The organism is Gardnerella washingtoni (assembly GCF_049262705.1).
In the GTDB taxonomy this organism is placed as follows: Bacteria; Actinomycetota; Actinomycetes; order Actinomycetales; family Bifidobacteriaceae; genus Bifidobacterium; species Bifidobacterium vaginale_D.
The window spans coordinates 448,252-464,683 of record NZ_CP058398.1 but is presented as its reverse complement, the minus strand read 5'-3'; the positions used below and the strand labels follow the sequence as shown (position 1 = coordinate 464,683).

General features: G+C 42.0%; 13 protein-coding genes. 5 read left to right on the top strand and 8 right to left on the bottom strand.

Going from position 1 to position 16,432, the window contains the following annotated elements; translation table 11 throughout:
* Positions 1-57: 57 nt before the first annotated feature.
* The gene (gene lexA, locus HXT28_RS01780) at positions 58-759 is read left to right on the top strand and encodes a transcriptional repressor LexA (RefSeq protein WP_422113687.1); all 702 of its coding nucleotides are present in this window, start codon (positions 58-60) and stop codon (positions 757-759) included.
* Positions 760-1,093: 334 nt separating this feature from the next.
* Here lexA and HXT28_RS01775 read toward each other — a convergent pair whose 3' ends face one another.
* From HXT28_RS01775 to HXT28_RS01755, 5 genes are all read right to left on the bottom strand, one after another.
* On the bottom strand, positions 1,094-1,573 hold the full coding sequence (locus tag HXT28_RS01775) for a GreA/GreB family elongation factor (protein ID WP_016637699.1): 480 nt from the start codon (positions 1,571-1,573) through the stop codon (positions 1,094-1,096).
* 88 nt (positions 1,574-1,661) lie between these two features.
* Positions 1,662-2,069, bottom strand: a complete 408-nt coding sequence (locus HXT28_RS01770; protein WP_016638054.1) for an FKBP-type peptidyl-prolyl cis-trans isomerase — start codon at positions 2,067-2,069, stop codon at positions 1,662-1,664.
* Between the two features lie 263 nt (positions 2,070-2,332).
* Complete coding sequence (locus tag HXT28_RS01765; RefSeq protein WP_064347113.1) at positions 2,333-3,829, bottom strand: L-serine ammonia-lyase; 1,497 nt, start codon at positions 3,827-3,829, stop codon at positions 2,333-2,335.
* A gap of 85 nt (positions 3,830-3,914) precedes the next feature.
* Positions 3,915-6,566, bottom strand: a complete 2,652-nt coding sequence (locus HXT28_RS01760) for an HAD-IC family P-type ATPase (protein WP_422113571.1) — start codon at positions 6,564-6,566, stop codon at positions 3,915-3,917.
* Entirely contained in the window at positions 6,556-7,257 is a 702-nt protein-coding gene (locus HXT28_RS01755; protein WP_422113570.1) for a hypothetical protein, read from the bottom strand. The genes HXT28_RS01760 and HXT28_RS01755 overlap by 11 nt, the downstream gene beginning before the upstream one ends.
* A gap of 126 nt (positions 7,258-7,383) precedes the next feature.
* Here HXT28_RS01755 and HXT28_RS01750 point away from each other — a divergent pair, with 126 nt between their 5' ends.
* Positions 7,384-7,827 carry a toxin-antitoxin system HicB family antitoxin gene (locus HXT28_RS01750; RefSeq protein ID WP_422113569.1) on the top strand — a complete coding sequence of 148 codons (444 nt, stop codon included), beginning with the start codon at positions 7,384-7,386 and terminating at the stop codon, positions 7,825-7,827.
* Between the two features lie 60 nt (positions 7,828-7,887).
* On the opposite strand, the gene HXT28_RS01745 is transcribed toward HXT28_RS01750, so the two are convergent.
* A complete protein-coding gene (locus tag HXT28_RS01745; protein WP_422113568.1) occupies positions 7,888-8,496 on the bottom strand; it encodes a pyroglutamyl-peptidase I in 609 nt (202 codons plus the stop codon).
* Positions 8,497-8,852: 356 nt separating this feature from the next.
* On the opposite strand from HXT28_RS01745, the gene nox reads away from it, so the two are divergent.
* Both nox and HXT28_RS01735 read left to right on the top strand, forming a co-directional pair.
* On the top strand, positions 8,853-10,193 hold the full coding sequence (gene nox / locus HXT28_RS01740; protein WP_422113567.1) for a H2O-forming NADH oxidase: 1,341 nt from the start codon (positions 8,853-8,855) through the stop codon (positions 10,191-10,193).
* Between the two features lie 181 nt (positions 10,194-10,374).
* Positions 10,375-11,508, top strand: coding sequence for a 4-hydroxybutyrate dehydrogenase (locus HXT28_RS01735; RefSeq protein WP_422113566.1), 1,134 nt, complete (start codon positions 10,375-10,377; stop codon positions 11,506-11,508).
* Between the two features lie 108 nt (positions 11,509-11,616).
* Here the strand turns inward: HXT28_RS01735 and HXT28_RS01730 are convergent, their stop codons facing one another.
* Both HXT28_RS01730 and HXT28_RS01725 read right to left on the bottom strand, forming a co-directional pair.
* Positions 11,617-13,695 carry a YhgE/Pip domain-containing protein gene (locus HXT28_RS01730; protein WP_004110836.1) on the bottom strand — a complete coding sequence of 693 codons (2,079 nt, stop codon included), beginning with the start codon at positions 13,693-13,695 and terminating at the stop codon, positions 11,617-11,619.
* Positions 13,685-14,461 (bottom strand): ATP-binding cassette domain-containing protein, encoded by a 777-nt coding sequence (locus HXT28_RS01725; RefSeq protein WP_016637708.1) that lies wholly within the window; start codon positions 14,459-14,461, stop codon positions 13,685-13,687. The genes HXT28_RS01730 and HXT28_RS01725 overlap by 11 nt, the downstream gene beginning before the upstream one ends.
* Positions 14,462-14,993: 532 nt before the next feature.
* Between HXT28_RS01725 and HXT28_RS01720 the strand changes: the two genes are divergently transcribed.
* On the top strand, positions 14,994-16,334 hold the full coding sequence (locus tag HXT28_RS01720; RefSeq protein ID WP_064347040.1) for a Na+/H+ antiporter NhaC family protein: 1,341 nt from the start codon (positions 14,994-14,996) through the stop codon (positions 16,332-16,334).
* The last annotated feature ends 98 nt before the right edge of the window (positions 16,335-16,432 follow it).

The following is a 16,432-nucleotide window of genomic DNA, read 5'->3' as shown; positions in this document are numbered from 1 at the left end:
AACGAAAGGAGTATCATGAGCAACGAGGACACACATACAGGCAACAAAGACGCCCGTATTAACAGCACTACCAAAGTGCCACTTACTGAACGTCAGCGCAATATCGTTAATGCAATTCAACGTAATCTCAAAACCCATGGTTATCCTCCTTCTTTCCGCGAAATAGGAGAAGCAGTCGGACTACGTAGCCCATCATCTGTCAAACATCAACTACGTGCTCTCGAAACAAAAGGCATTTTGCGGATTAATGCAAATAAAGGTCGTGCAATCGAAATTATTGAAGACGCAGCAACTGATACTACAAGTAGTGATACTTCCCATAGCAATACCGAAAATATCTCAAAGGCTGCCAACATCAGTATTTATGAATCTGATGCACTCATCAACTCTCGAGACGTGCCGTTAGTTGGTCGCATCGCTGCCGGAGTACCCATTACAGCTGAACAACATGTCGAAGATGTTATGCGTCTACCAGAACGCCTTACAGGTAGTGGCAATCTTTTTATGCTTGAAGTACATGGAGACTCAATGATTGATGCCGCTATTTGCGACGGAGATTATGTTGTTGTGAGAGAACAGCATGAAGCAGTAAACGGAGACATTGTTGCTGCATTATTAGATAACGAAGCAACTGTTAAAACTTTTAGAAATGACCACGGTCACGTGTGGCTCATTCCGCACAATCCAGCTTACTCTCCTATTGACGGCTCACACGCGACTATTATGGGAAAAGTTGTTACAGTATTGCGAAAAATCTAACAAATACGTAACTGCTGAACAAACAATAAAATTTAACGCAATCAGGTGCAGCATACCATTAGCACAGAGAAGCAAAACAGCAGAAAATATAAATTGCAAATCATAAAAACAAATTCTAAAATTCTAAAATTCTAAAATTCTAAGATACAAAATTTTAAACCCAAACCCTAAAGAAATCTCCCCACCTATTCACACACGAATTAGGTGGGGAGAACAATACTTACCTCAGCTACTGCAAAATTAACTATAATCTGCTCTTATTGAAAAAATAACACACAAACTAACGTTAACGACAAAATACAGCAAAGCATCTTGGCAAGATTATGAAACTTACTTACGCAAGTGGATGCGAATCCTTAATTGTCACTGAAATTTCACGTCCATTTGGAGCCGCATAGCTAACAGTATCTCCAGTATGAGCACCCATAATTGCTGCACCAATTGGCGACTCAGGGCTAATAACATCGTACTCTGTAGCAACAGCAATATCTCGAGAACCAAGAACATAGGTCATCTCACGGCCAGCCAGTTCCAGTGTTACTAATGATCCATTACCAACACTGCCATCCTTAGGAGCTTCAAGAATCTTCGCATTACGAAGCTTCACAATAAGCTCATTAATGCGTCCTTCATTCTTACCTTGCTCTTCACGTGCAGCTTGATAGCCACCGTTTTCCGACAAATCACCTTCAGCACGAGCTGCAGCGATTCGCTCAGTAATTTCATCGCGATATTCACCTTCACGATGCGCTAACTCTTCTTTTAATTTATCGTACGCTTCCTGCGTAAGCAGAATAGTTTTTTCTTCAGCCATTGTTACCTCCTTATCCAACGATCTCCTATAAGGATACAAACTCTATACGAGCAATAATCCATATTCACAAATAAATAAATACGCTTCATTAACGAGTTGAAATAATATCAACAACAAACACTAAGGTATCACCACCACCAATGCCTGCCTGCGGAACACCACGAGAACCGTAGCCATACTCAGGTGGAATCGAAATCAGTAAGCGAGAGCCAACATTATGTCCTGGAACCGTGCGATCCCAACCCTGAATTACTTGACCAACACCAATACCAAAGCTAGCTGGAGTATGGCGAGCAAAGCTAGAATCAAACGGCTGCTCAGCACCCCAAACAACGCCGTGATAATTCACAGTTACGGTGTCACCAGCACGAACCACTGGACCATTACCTTCAACCAACTCAACAACTTTTAGCCCAGCTGGCGGTTCAGATGCTGGGAACGTCACCGTTGGCGTCGTGCCAAATTCTGCAATCACTTCTGGCATATCCTGTGCCATATTGCCTCCTTTACAAACTTCCAAACAGTATAATCTGAAATAGTATAACATCTGCATAGGTGACTACATAAAAATTTCATAGCCACATCCTGCATTACTACATGAGCACTTCTCCAGATTTGTAAGTAACCAAACCAGCAAGCACCACTGAGATTAATACTTCTGAGATTAACCTGTCCTAGATTAGCACTGAATCGTTACGGTCGCACATACATATAATATATTGTGCATAACTTCATGTAAATATCACTCGTAATCACAAATTAGCATTCAACAACGTTAACAGCTAATCCACCTTTTGAGGTTTCTCGATATTTCGACATCATATCATGACCAGTTTCTTTCATCGTCTTAATCGCCTGGTCAAGACTTACCATATGCGAACCGTCCCCCAGCATGGCCATGCGTACAGCGTTAATTGCAGTATTCGCAGCCATAGCATTACGCTCAATGCACGGAATTTGTACTAATCCACCAACCGGATCACAAGTCAATCCTAAATGATGCTCTATGCCGATTTCTGCAGCATTTTCAACCTGCTCAGGAGTACCACCTAATACTTCACATAGTCCTGCTGCAGCCATTGAACAGGCTGAACCCACTTCACCTTGGCAACCAACTTCAGCACCCGAAATCGAAGCATTGCGCTTAAATAAGTAGCCAACAGCACCAGCAGCAAGCAAAAAACGTACAATTCCATCTTCATCAGCAGAATCAACAAATCGCCAGTAATACTGTAATACCGCAGGAATAATGCCTGCAGAACCATTCGTTGGAGCAGTAACAATACGTCCACCACCAGCATTCTCTTCGCTCACTGCAAGCGCAAAAAGATTTACCCATGCAGAATCCGAAGTTTCCAAAGCTGCATCTGCACGTCTACGATTATTGCGAAGCATGTCTGAGTTCGCTGCAAGACGCTCATACATGCGAGGCGCTCTGCGAGGCACATCCAACCCGCCTGGCAAAATCGCCTGCTTTGAATTACAGCCATTTTCGACACATTTGCTCATAACATTCCAAACGTGTAACAAATAGTTACGTACGTAGTCGGCATCACCTTCATGCAATGCAAGCTCGTTTTGCCATACAACATCGCTTATTGACATATGCTTTTCGCGACAAATATTTATAAGCTCGTCGCAAGAAGTAAAAGGATATGGTACCGTGGAATCTTTTGTTTGTTTTGAAATGCTTTCTGTATTTTTGCTATTACTTTCGCTATTACTTTCGCTTATATCACTCTTATTTGCGTTATTTTCATCCTGCTCAGTGACTCGCTCATGCAACCCAACCATTGCGTCGTCTGCATGACCTTGACGCACAAATCCGCCGCCAATTGAATACCATACTTGCTCATCAATGTTATTTCCGTCAACATCCGTTGCGACAAAACGCATTCCGTTAGGATGCACAACCATACGCTTCCATTTTTCAAAAATTACGTCTTTATCGTAATCAAAAGCAATTGTATGCTCTCCAGCAAGCGTCAATGCTTCAGTTTTTTGACATTCTTCACGAATTGTAAGCATATGGTTAGTATTTACATTGTCGGGAAGATTTCCTTCAAGCCCTGCAACACAAGCACGATCAGTTCCGTGACCAAGACCGGTTAGAGACAATGAGCCATAAAGCGTCACTTTTACGTGCGCAACTTTTTTAAGATTACCGCTTTGTTGTAATGAAGTAACGAACGCATAAGCTGCACGCATAGGACCAACCGTATGCGAAGAACTAGGACCAACTCCAACTGAAAACATTTCTAAAATACTGAACACGTATCTATTGTAAGCATTCTCAATCTCGCTACGACACACTAATTGCGTTAGAAATATGTTAGATTGTTCACTTCTTGCTTTGTTGAGACAATAAGTTTGCTAAGCTCACGCATACAAACCACAAGAGTACAGCTAAAACAACAGCTACGAGCATTGCAATAAATGCACTTCCTGCAGTCGGCACGTGAAGTTCAAAGAATTTTGCAGTAAACGGTATAAAAGCTCCAGCAACTCCAGCTGCAGCAAATAGCGCAACCATAATCCCCCTCCACGAGCGCAAAGGTTTAGCAACGCTTGCAAGTACGAGTATGCCAAGAACAAATACGATTACGGAACAAATACTACGAGTAGTTGCAAGTGCTTGCACGCTTGAAACAATAAAGCGAGAAGCTTTCAAACTATTTTCTGTATCTTCGTCAAGATTCAATCCCAAAACGCGAGGAGCTATAACAGCAGTAGCGAGCACAGAAGTAGCTATAGCAAATCCGCTAGGAACAGCAAAACGAACAACTCGCTTCAAGAAACCTGGAATGTATCTACGAGTATTAGGAGCAAGAGCGAGCAAAAATGCTGGAATACCAATAGTTAAAGAACCAATATAAGTAATGTGACGAGGCAAATACGGGAAGTGCAACGATAGAAGCACGACTCCTGCAGAAATAAGCGCAGAATATACAGTTTTTACAAGGAACAAGCCAGCCACACGTTCCATATTTGCCATTACTTGCCTACCGCGAGCTACAACATCCGGCAAATGCGAGAATCGTGAATCAACAAGAACCACTTGAGCTACAGCTTTTGCAGCGGGAGCAGCATTGCCCATAGCAACGCCTAAATCAGCTTCTTTAAGAGCCAAAGTATCGTTCACGCCGTCACCAGTCATAGCAACCACATGACCCTGAGTATGAAGCGCCTGAACAATTGCCTTCTTTTGATGAGGAAGCACACGACCAAGCACATCCACATTTTCAAGCACTTTAGCCAATTCGTTAATATCTTCTGGCAGTTTTCTAGCGTCCATTGCAACAGGCTTGCGATCTCCCGTTAATCCAACTTTTGCAGCAACAGCCGCAACAGTTGTAGGATTATCTCCCGAAATTACACGGCAGCGCACGCCCTGCTCACGGAACCATTCGAGCGTTTTACGCGCATCTTCACGAATACGCTCAGAGCAGCGAACTAAAGCAACAGGCTGAGCAGCGGAGCAAATAGTAGGAGAATCGCCAAAAGTTTTATCTGTTTCTGTGACGCTATTTACTTCGCTATTTTCGACGCTACTTACAGCACTACTTACTTCGCTACTTACTTTCGCAAGAAGCAGAACGCGCTCACCCTGCTCAGCATAAGAATTAACTTTCGCTAAGAGTTCATTGGAATCTACATAATTAATCGCGCTGAGCAATACTTCCGGAGCACCCATATACCAAGTTTCATGCTCTCCACTACTTTGCGCATATTGCACAGCACTCCACTTTCTAGCAGAAGAGAATGGAAGGCGGTTAGATATATGCTCACTAGCTGCGACTCCTTGAGCGCCAAGCCCTTGCATAATTGCAACACCTGTTGCGTTTGGATTTTCTTCGTTTGATAAGTCAAATAAAGCTTGGTTGGTTTGTAAGCTGGTTTGTAAAGATATTTCTGCACTAGTATTATTCAGATTCTCTACGCCAATATTATCTATATTTTCCACACCAACGAATGCAATACCTCCGTCGGTTATAGTGCCAGTTTTGTCCAGATTCAAGCAGTCTACGCGCGCTAAGGTTTCTACAGATTCCAATTCCTGAACTAACGTTTGTTTACGCGCAAGTCGCATAGCAGCCACCGCAAAATTAAGCGAAGTAAGTAACACCAACCCTTCTGGAATCATACCAACAACGCCTGCAACAGCAGAAACAACAGCTCCCCTCCAAGCACCAGTCTGCCAAGCTTCAACAAATCCGCCAACCTTGTGCATTTGAGACCACACAAGTAACACACACAAAGGCACCACAACCATCGTCATATACTTCAAAATCGTGTTAATTCCACGGCTTAAGTCAGAAATTGTTTTGGTATAAACCTTCGCCTGTGCCGCCAATTTTGCCGCATAACTGTGCTCTCCTACGGCAGTAACACGTGTTAAAGCCATTCCAGAAACTGCAGTAGATCCGGAATAAACGTCGTCACCTTTGGTTTTTCGAACTGTAGCAGACTCGCCCGTGAGCATGGACTCATCCATTTCCAAGCCCCACGATTCCAGCACTTCTACGTCTGCCGGAACCTGCTCGCCAGCTCTAAGCCACAAAACATCACCAAGCACAATATCTTTGTGCGCAATCTCAATATTTTCTCCGCCTCTACGCACCATTGCGCGAGCTGCGATCAATATAGAAAGACTATCAAGCGTACGCTTTGCTTTTAATTCAGTCACAATGCCAATTCCAGTATTTACCAGAATTACCGCACCAAAAACAGCATCCTTCCACGAACCAGTTGCAAGCACAACTACCATTGCTGTAAAAATAATCGCGTTAAACAATGTGAACACGTTCGCGCGCACAATATCCATGAAAGAACGCGAAGTCTGCTTAGAAGTAATATTTACGTCTCCGCGAGAAACTGCCTCTGCAACTTCTTCAGTGCTCAATCCAGAAACTTCTACTTTAGGAAGCGCTGCAATAGCTTTATTATTGGTGTTTTCTGTAGACGCTATTGCATTTTGTTCATTACTTGTCATGTATAATCACTTCCCTACCGTGTGGAGTATTGTCGATTATTGCGCGAACAATGCTGAGCAAAGACGAACGCTCAGGCGCTAAATTATGCGAAATATCCCCAACCCCAACTCGCAATATTGCAGCATATAAAGTTGCGTCTTTTGGTGCTTTTACAGGATTTATTAACGCAACTGGCACTCCAGCGTAACGCGCGTATTGCAGCGCTGAAATCCATGCTTCGCTTTCGTTTTGTTTATTGCGCGCGATTTTATTGAGCTGTTTGTTCTCTTTTTTATTGAGTTGATCATTAGCATTATGCGGATCGTCAAAGCTTGTTACGTCGAGCGCGTTTATAAGTATTAATGAAACAGGTTGTTCGCTTACAGCGCGAATAGCTTGCTGAGCTGCATCGTTCGCATTATTTATATTTGACACCGACACGTATGAAGCGCTTAAATTCGCCATCTTACACTTTTGGATAATCTCAGCATCGAGAGCTGCTGATCTAGAACCAATTACCAGCAAATGAATGTCATTAATATCTATGCCATCGTGAACTATGTCTCCAGCGCGACCAGTATCCCCCACAGCTTTACCCTGCGGCTCGCAAGCACTCAACGTGCCCAGCGCTAAAGCAGTTACGACAGCAGCCGCAAAAATGGTAATAGCGCGTTTAGAAAACATAAGACTTTTATACCACACCTTCACCATAAGTGGCTGTTTTGGGGTATTTTATGCAATTTGACAAATTGTAATACAATAACCCATTGACACCACATATAACACCATTTATACTTTTATGAAACTTTTAAAAATCAGCAGAATATGAAATCAAATATGACTAAAACAAATAAAGCTAGCAAAAATATCACTCACAAAAACAACGCCAAAACACTAACAAATAAAACGCTCAGCTACTACATGTCACTATCGTATAAGCTGGAGATTGTAAAAGATTCAGATGAAGGCGGATTTGTGTCCTACTACCCCGATTTGCCAGGATGCATAAGTTCGGGAGACTCTGAACAAGAAGCAGCAGCAAATGCGCAGGATGCTAAAAAGGCTTGGCTTGAAGCAGCACTTGAAAGTAAAATCAACATAAAAGAGCCGTCTTACCATGAGCTGAATGACTATTCAGGTCAGTTCAAGTTACGTCTTCCTAAAGAATTACACAGGCAGTTGGCTGAGCAATCTCAAGCAGAAGGAATAAGCATGAACCAGTATTGCGTGTATCTTCTTTCGCAAAATAACGCTATTGAACGCGTGCTTGAGCGAGCGTAGAGAATAAAATTTCGGGCTATTCCCCAAAATTTCACACTATTCATTAGTAATTACTTGTAATTATTTGCAATCATCCGTAATTACTTGCAGCGCAATCTCAATACCTCGAAGCATATCAGCTAAACTCATAGAACTCGTACTCGGCTTATCAAGAACCTGCTCAGGCAAATACGGAACGTGAATAAAACCGCTCTTAATTGGCAATTTTTTAGTCTGACAATAATAACAAACACTGTAAAGCACGTCATTGCATACGTACGCGCCAGCAGAAAAAGACACAGACGCCGGCAATTTTGCTTTATTTAAAGCATCAACTATGTTCACAACTGGCAAAGTCGCTTTATAAGCCACATCACCATTCTGCACAACAGGCTCATACCAAGGCTTATACCCACTATTATCTGGTATACGCGCAGCTCTACAGTTAATGCCAACATACTCAACGTTAAAACAAGCAGAACCACCAAATTGCCCTAACGAAAGCACAACATTAGGGTGAACTTCCTCTATTTTCTCAATAACTTTTTGCGCACCTTTGTTAAATTCCGTAGGAATCTGCAAACGAACAAGTTCCACACCTTCAGGCGCATGCACTGATTGTGCAATCTCCCACGACGGATTTATAGACTCATTATTAAACGGCGTAAAACCAGTAATCAAAATACACATCACAATACCCCTTCATACGAATATCACTTTATTAAAACATTAAAACGCATCACAAAAAACTGTACATATGTGAATGTCACTGTATATAAACAGTATACAAACTTCAGGATTCTACTACGTAATTCATGTTCACAAAAAGATTAGTTATAGTCAGATTGTGAAATAACCACACACTCCACACACAACACGCACAAAATCAAAATTGGTAAGACTCGCATTCATGTAATAAGATTGTGCGCTAGATGTGCCATCACGCTGCAGTGTAACTTAAACAAAGTAGTTAATACAGCACATACCATAATTTCAACAGAAATAAACAAAATTAAACTAGATTCAACGACGAAAAGAGATTACCGATGACGAAGATCATTCAGATTGGCGCAAATCACGCCGGCACTGCCTGCGCTAACACCATTTTGAGCTACCCAGGAAACGAACTTACCATCTACGATCAAAATAGCAATATTTCCTTCCTTGGTTGCGGTATGGCTTTGTGGATTGGCAAGCAGATTCAAAGCAGTGACGGACTGTTCTACCAGAAGCCAGAAGATTTCGTTAAAAAAGGCGCTAAGGTAAATCTTGAAAGCAAAGTTCTTGACATTGATTACGCAAAGAAAGAAGTAACAGTCGAACTTAAAGACGGCACTGTTATTCACGATTCTTACGACAAGCTGATTCTTGCTACCGGCAGCCTTCCAAACAAGCCTCGCATTAAAGGCATTGACTTAGAAAACGTGCAAATGGTAAAGCTTTTCCAGAATGCGCAAACTGTTATCGCTAAGCTTCAAGAACGCGATTTCCGTAACGTCGTGGTTCTTGGCGGCGGCTACATTGGCGTGGAACTTGCTGAAGCCTTCGAACGTCTTGGTAAAAACGTGACCCTTATTGACATGGAAGACCATATCCTTAACGGATACTTTGACCCAGAGTTTTCTAACAATTTGAAGCAAATTATGGAAGATAAGGGCATTAAGTTTGAGCTTGGTCAAGCTGTTGAGGAGATTGTTGGAGACACTGAAGTTAAGGCTGTTAAAACAAGCAAAGGCACTTACGATGCTGATATGGTGATTTGCGCTATTGGCTTCCATCCAAACGTTGCGCTCGGTAAGGATCATTTGAAGCAGTATGCTAACGGCGCTTTCCTCGTTGACAAGAAGCAGCAAACTTCCGACCCGGACGTGTACGCAATTGGCGACTGCGCTACAATCTACGACAACGCTCGAGACCGCGTAAACTACATTGCGCTCGCTACTAACGCCGTTCGAAGCGGCTTGATTGCAGGTCACAACGTTTGCGGAACTCCTGTAGAAACCGAGGGCGTGCAAGGTTCTAGCGCAATGATGATCTACGACTACAAGCTTGTTTGCACCGGCTTGAGCTTAACTGCCGCTCAAAAAGAGGGCATGGATGTTGATTACGTTGATTTTGAGGATACTCAAAAGCCTACGTTTATGGAAGTTGAGAATCCAAAGGTGAAGATTCGCATCGTTTACAAGAAGGATACGAAGATTATTGTTGGCTGCCAGTTGGCTTCTAACTACGATATGTCTGCCGCAATTCACCTGTTCTCGCTGGCTATTCAGAAGAAGGTTACTATTAAGGAGCTTGCTTTGTGCGACATCTTCTTCATGCCTCACTTCAACCAGCCGTACAACTACATTACGATGGCTGCTTACACGGCTTTGTTGAAGGGATGATTAATATCTGATTAATCTCTGCTGATTAGCTTCTGCTATTAGCTTAAATCGCATTTATTAAACCAAGCAATCTGTTCTATAATGGAGCAGTTGCTTGGTTTTTTAATCATCCGCGCACAAAGCGCGCACACAACGCGCACTATTAGCGTAAGACATGCAAATCAACACAAAGGAGTCTAGGATGAAGCAGCTTTCTATTAAACCAACTATTCATAAGTTCGAGAACGCACGTGACTTTGCGCAAGAATTCAAGCTTGGTAAGGGCGATTTGGTTATTACAAACCAGTACATTTGGGAGCCTTATTTTGGCGATTTGAATCTTGATTGCGACGTGATTTTCCAAGAGCAATACGGCAAAGGCGAGCCAAGCGACGCAATGGTTGATGCGATTGTTAGCGATATTCACACTACTCCAAAGCGCGTGATTGGCATCGGCGGCGGCACTGTCTTGGACATTTCCAAGGTTTGCGCGTTGAAGCAAACAAGCCCACTTGAAGATTTGGTCGACGGCAAGATTCCTGCACAAAAAGGTGCGGATCTTATTCTTGTGCCAACTACTTGCGGCACTGGCTCCGAAGTTACGAACGTTGCCGTATTCTCGCTTACTAAGCGCAACACTAAGAAGGGTTTGGCGAACGATGCTTGCTACGCTACGGACGCGATTCTTATTCCGGAATTGTTAAAGAGCCTTCCGGATTACGTTTTTGCAACCAGCTCTATTGATGCTCTTACGCATTCGATTGAGTCCGCGCTTTCTCCTATTGCAACAGAGCTTACAAAAATGTTTAGTTACAAGGCTTGCGGTCTTATTTTGCAAAGTTATATGCGAGTTGTGAAGGAAGGTAGCAGCGCAAAAGCCCAAGTTGTGGGAGACTTGGTTTCGGCAAGCCTTTACGCTGGCATTGCGTTTGGTAACGCTGGCTGCGGTTGCGTTCACGCGATGGCTTATCCGCTTGGCGGCACTTTCCACGTGGCTCACGGCGAGACGAATGCTGCGCTTCTTACAAGCGTTTTGCGCTATTATGCTAAGCACGATGCTGAAAGCAGCACTAGCGCTGAATACACTGAGCTTTCTAAGCTCTTCGACTTCATGGCAAATATTCTAGAATGCAAGAATGCAGACGTATTAGACAAGCTTGACGAAGTTCTTAACACGATTCTTCCTAAGCATAAGCTTCACGAGTATGGCATGACCAAAGACATGATTCAAAGCTGGGCTTCAAGCGTTGTTAAAGAACAGCAGCGACTTTTGAAGAACTCCTATATACATATGGACGAAGATGCTATTGCTGAAGTCTACGCGTCTACTTTCTAAAGTCGGATAACGTATTTATAAAGTAACTAAATTAAACAAAATTCACTAAAAAATCCCCGCAACCAACAAGAGCTGCGGGGATTTTAATTATCGCGCCTGCATGAACGCTTATGCATCAAGCGTTATTACAGGATGCAAATCAAACATTTTTACAGTACGCTTCATGCGGAAGGCAATGCTTGTTATGGCAATCGCAATAACGCCGAAAAGCACAAGCATTCCAATGCCTGAAACTATTTCACCACTGTTCTTTCCAGACATTGCTTGACGCAACCCCATAATCGAGTACGTCATTGGCAAATATGGGTGAACAGCTCTAAAGAATGCCGGCGTCATTTGTACTGGGAACGTTCCTGCAGAGCTTGTGATTTGCAACATAAGTAGCACAATCGCAACTATTCGCCCTGGCATGCGGAACACCACCATAATCATTTGCATTATAGCCATAAAGACTATTGACGCTAGAATCCCCAGCGCGTAGAATGCAACAACATTATCGATTTGGAACTTCAACGCTCCTTGAACAACGCCCATAAGAATAATCGCTTGCGAAACGCCCATAATCACAAACGGCGTCAAGCTAATAAGCGCGCTTTTAAGCGGATTCATGCCGTTTAGTATCGCTCGCCTATCCATAACTCTCAAAACGAATGTTGTCATAAGAGCACCAACCCAAAGGGCGATAGAAATAAAGTAAGGAGCAAAACCAGTTCCATAGTTTTCAACGTGCGAATACTCGTGCTCCTCCAAGGAAACTGGTGCGCTCATCATCTTACTTTTTTGAACAATACCGTTTACTTTTCCAGACTTTTGAGCATCTTTAAGCCCGTCATGCAATTTCTTAGTACCATCAACAAGCTTTGGAGTGTTATCAGATAGCTTCTTAGCGCCGGAATTAAGCTGATCAGAACCGTTCACTATTTTCGCAGAACCTTGTGCAGCTTCATTCACGCCACTATTTAGTTTCTCGCTACCGTTACTTACTTGAGCCAAACCGTCAGCAAGCTTATTTGTGCCAGCAACTAACTTATCTGAACCAACATTAACTTTCTCCATGCCTTGCATAAGAGCGTCAGCACCGCCCTTTATTTGCAAGCTCCCTGCAGAAAGCTTGTCTGCTCCAGCGCTTAAAGCAGAAAGATTTGTTTCTAGAAGATTAGAATTTTCACCTAATCCTTCTGCCAATCTTTGCAAATTAGCAAGCACGTCTTCCTTTGTTACTGCTGGGTTTTGCGCTTGCATAAGAAGACCAGTAATTTGTGCTTTTGTTTCAGCGTTTCCAGCTTTAACATGTTCTTCTAATTCGTTGCTTGAAGCTGCAAGCTTTTGAGCTCCTTCATAGAATTCGCTTGTCGCTGCCGATAGCCTTTGCGTTCCTTCGCTTAACTGTTGGGCTCCGTTTGCTAAATCTTGCGTTTTTTGTGCAAGATATTGAGCTCCTTCTTTGCTGCGAGCATTGGCTTCAGTTAGCGTATTCGCGCCTTTTTGAAGCTCCCCTAATCCGCCTTGAAGTTTTTGCAAAGATTGCGAAAGTTTATTCGACCCATCTGCAAGCTTATTTATTCCGCCTTGCAAAGACTTTGAACCTTCATGCAATGCTCCAGCACCGTTTGCAGCAGCACCAAGAGAATCGGAAGCTGAATTAACTTTCGCAAACATGTGCTCCCAATACTCTTGAGCAATCGCCTCGCTAATCTCAGTACGCATAGTGCGGAAAGCAGTTTTACCAATTTGTGAAGCCAGCATATTGCTTGCTTGATCGTACTTTACGTGAAGTTTTGCTTTAGTTGGAGTATCGTATTGCGCGGAAGCAATGCACTTACTAAAGGAAGCTGGAATAGTTGCTACCATAAAATAGTTGCCATTTTTAAGGCCCTTATTTGCTTCAGCACTATTTACAAAATTCCATTGGAAACCTTCACTACCGTCTTTTTGATTCTTTAAACGAGTTTTGATTTCGTTTCCAATGTTTCGCATTTTGCCGTTAATCATAGCGCCATTGTCTTCAACAACAACAGCCACAGGCACAGTATCCAAAGTCTTATAAGGATTTGTAAATGCCCATAAGTAAAGCGATCCGTATAAAAGTGGAATCAAAGCTACGGTTCCAATAACAAGCTTTCGAGCTTTTCCTTTCATCGTATTGTTAATCTCACGAAATGCAAGAGCAATAGTACTAACGTGCATTGTTTTCACCACCGTTTGCTTCACTTGTAGCAAGTTGAGAATCAGTATGAGAATTTTCTGTTTTCTCATTATTTGGCATAAGTCTTAAGACTTGATCCGCTTGCTTTTCTAACTCACTTTGCAAAACTCCAACAAGGCAGGAGCAGTAGTTTTTGCTAACATATTCGCGAATATCGGAAAGTAAGCATTCGCGTTGCTCACTAGTAAGCTCCGTCTCAATTCCATCAACAAATAGCAGCCACGGTTGCTTTAATAATGCCAACGCAATTGCCAAACGCATGCGCTCGCACGGAGTCAACTCTCCTATTGCTGTTTTGTGAGGAGAAAATACTTTCCATTGAGCAAGAAGATTGTACGCGTATTGGCGCAATGCTTCGCGATTTTTTACATCATTTTTATACTGTTCGCGAAATAGTGGCGAAGATGATGCGAGTTTTAGCTCACTCATCAACACTTCTTCTATTGTTTGCATTTTGTAGAATTCGTTAATTCCGTTGAATAATCCCAATCCCACATATTTACGTGATTTTTTAAAATCGTTAGGAAGAGTTGAGTCCGCAATAGTAAGAGTTCCGTTCGTAAATTTCATATAACCAGACAGTGCAAGCAGCAAAGCTGATTTTCCAGAGCCGTGTTCACCTGATATTGCAACGATTTGATGAGGCTCTACTTTTAACGATACGTCCCAAAATGGTGTTCTTCTAAATATTTGTAAGCCTAATTCTTTAGCTTCTAAAAGTGTTTTACTATCTTTCATAATTTGCATGTTTGACGCTTGTAATTAAGATATGTCGTAATATCCTTTTTACTTAGAGCGCCAGGCATTCCTCCTTACTCTAAATACTCTAAATAACTTATTTTCAGTTTTTTAGTTTTTCAGTTTGTTGTTTATTGTTTACTGCTTATTTTTAGATCTTCACAATTAGCAAAACAATTTTTAATTTTCGCATTGCTTTACCGCTATTTTTCAGCGATAAACTCACGTTGCAATGCTGCAATAAAACGGTGTAAAACCGAACATTTGGTGATTTATCAATTCTTCACCACTAATCATTTAGAATACTCTTTTGTGCAAACAATTGTTGAGTTACACTAATTTTTTTATTTAATTGTTTATATTTTATATTCACTCAAGAAACATGTTGTAAACACTTCCATGCTATATTGTCTTTAATTACTAAATGTAAGAAATACATATGTAAGAATACATATGCAAAAATACAAGCGTAAGCAATACGAAATAAAACGTATTACTTCAAACAATATATTAAATTCAAGCATTTAAAGGGGTGAACGGCATGCTGAGTTTGCAAATTTTAAATATTATATTTAATCCGGTTATTGTGTCGGTTGTAGTGCTATGCGCACTTAGTCTTGCAAAACTTAATGTTTTGCTATCAATGATAGTAGCTTGCGTTGCAGGTGGCATTGCCGGCCATCTTCCGCTTTTTGGAGATGGGAATCACACGATTATGGCGTTGCTTTGCGACGGTTTTTCTACTAACGCACAAACTGCACTCGCCTACATTTTACTTGGTACTTTTGCGGAAGCAATTACAGCAACTGGTTTGGCTCAAATTATTTCTAAAAAAATTAGCAAAATTATTGGAACTAACAAATTCATTCTTCTTGCTGTTTTAACAGTAATTGCGTGCATGTCTCAAAACATTGTTCCAGTTCACATTGCTTATATTCCTATTCTTATTCCGCCGATTTTGCAAGTTATGAACAAACTTAAGATTGATCGCCGAGCCGCTGCCTGCTGCACCGCTTTTGGTCTTGAAGTTCCATACATTGCTATTCCATTTGGATTTGGCCTAATTTTCCAAACTGTTATTGCTACGAATCTTTCTAAAAACGGCATGAAGGTTAGTGTTGCAGACGTTAGTGCTGTTAACTGGTATTTGGGTGCTGCAATGCTTGCAGCCTTACTGTTCGCAGTTTTTGTGCTATACCGCAAGCCTCGCGAATATGAAACCACGCAAGCGGATACTCGTGCTGCGGACGCTGTTGTTGGCCCTCTTACTAAAGCACATTACGTAACTATTCTTGCAATTATTGTTGTTGTAGTAGTGCAAGTTATTAGTAAGGATCTTTCGCTTTCTTCTCTTGCAGGTCTTGCAACCATGATTATTTTTGGCGCAATAAAGTGGAACGACATCGACAAGCAGCTTATGGGTGGCGTAAAGCTTATGGGTCTTATTGCTTTCGTAATGCTGATTGCTGGCGGCTACGCTAATGTGATTCAAGCAACTGGTGGGGTTGATGAACTTGTACATATAGGCGTTACTGCTATGGGACAAAACAAGTTAATTGCTGCTTTTGTAATTACGATTATTGGCTTGCTAGTCACTATGGGTATTGGTACTTCGTTTGGTACAGTTCCTATTCTTGCGGTTTTGTTCGTGCCACTCTGCCAGAGCATTGGTTTTAGCACTCCTGCAACGATTCTTCTTATGTCTTCAGCTGCAGCTCTTGGCGACGCAGGTTCTCCTGCTTCCGATACCACGCTTGGACCTACTGCCGGCTTAAACGCGGACGGTCAGCACAGTCATATTTGGGATACTTGCGTTCCAACATTCCTTATTTTCAACATTCCGCTTATGATTGCTGGCATTGTTTTGTCGCAGTTTATTTAGCAGATTATTTTGGTAAACACAGCAAGTAAAAACGAAAATAACTAATAACGAAAATAACTAATAAACGCCAGTAGAGTTAAAAATAAACTTTACTGGCG

What these genes read in the sequence shown, in the direction of transcription:
- HXT28_RS01775 (WP_016637699.1), bottom strand. Translation starts at nt 1,573, where the DNA reads ATGGCTGAAGAAAAAACTATTCTGCTTACGCAGGAAGCGTACGATAAA.
- nox (WP_422113567.1), top strand. Translation starts at nt 8,853, where the DNA reads ATGACGAAGATCATTCAGATTGGCGCAAATCACGCCGGCACTGCCTGC.
- HXT28_RS01745 (WP_422113568.1), bottom strand. Translation starts at nt 8,496, where the DNA reads ATGTGTATTTTGATTACTGGTTTTACGCCGTTTAATAATGAGTCTATA.
- HXT28_RS01720 (WP_064347040.1), top strand. Translation starts at nt 14,994, where the DNA reads ATGCTGAGTTTGCAAATTTTAAATATTATATTTAATCCGGTTATTGTG.
- HXT28_RS01755 (WP_422113570.1), bottom strand. Translation starts at nt 7,257, where the DNA reads ATGGTGAAGGTGTGGTATAAAAGTCTTATGTTTTCTAAACGCGCTATT.
- HXT28_RS01725 (WP_016637708.1), bottom strand. Translation starts at nt 14,461, where the DNA reads ATGCAAATTATGAAAGATAGTAAAACACTTTTAGAAGCTAAAGAATTA.
- HXT28_RS01730 (WP_004110836.1), bottom strand. Translation starts at nt 13,695, where the DNA reads ATGCACGTTAGTACTATTGCTCTTGCATTTCGTGAGATTAACAATACG.
- HXT28_RS01765 (WP_064347113.1), bottom strand. Translation starts at nt 3,829, where the DNA reads ATGTTTTCAGTTGGAGTTGGTCCTAGTTCTTCGCATACGGTTGGTCCT.
- HXT28_RS01760 (WP_422113571.1), bottom strand. Translation starts at nt 6,566, where the DNA reads ATGACAAGTAATGAACAAAATGCAATAGCGTCTACAGAAAACACCAAT.
- HXT28_RS01750 (WP_422113569.1), top strand. Translation starts at nt 7,384, where the DNA reads ATGACTAAAACAAATAAAGCTAGCAAAAATATCACTCACAAAAACAAC.
- HXT28_RS01770 (WP_016638054.1), bottom strand. Translation starts at nt 2,069, where the DNA reads ATGGCACAGGATATGCCAGAAGTGATTGCAGAATTTGGCACGACGCCA.
- HXT28_RS01735 (WP_422113566.1), top strand. Translation starts at nt 10,375, where the DNA reads ATGAAGCAGCTTTCTATTAAACCAACTATTCATAAGTTCGAGAACGCA.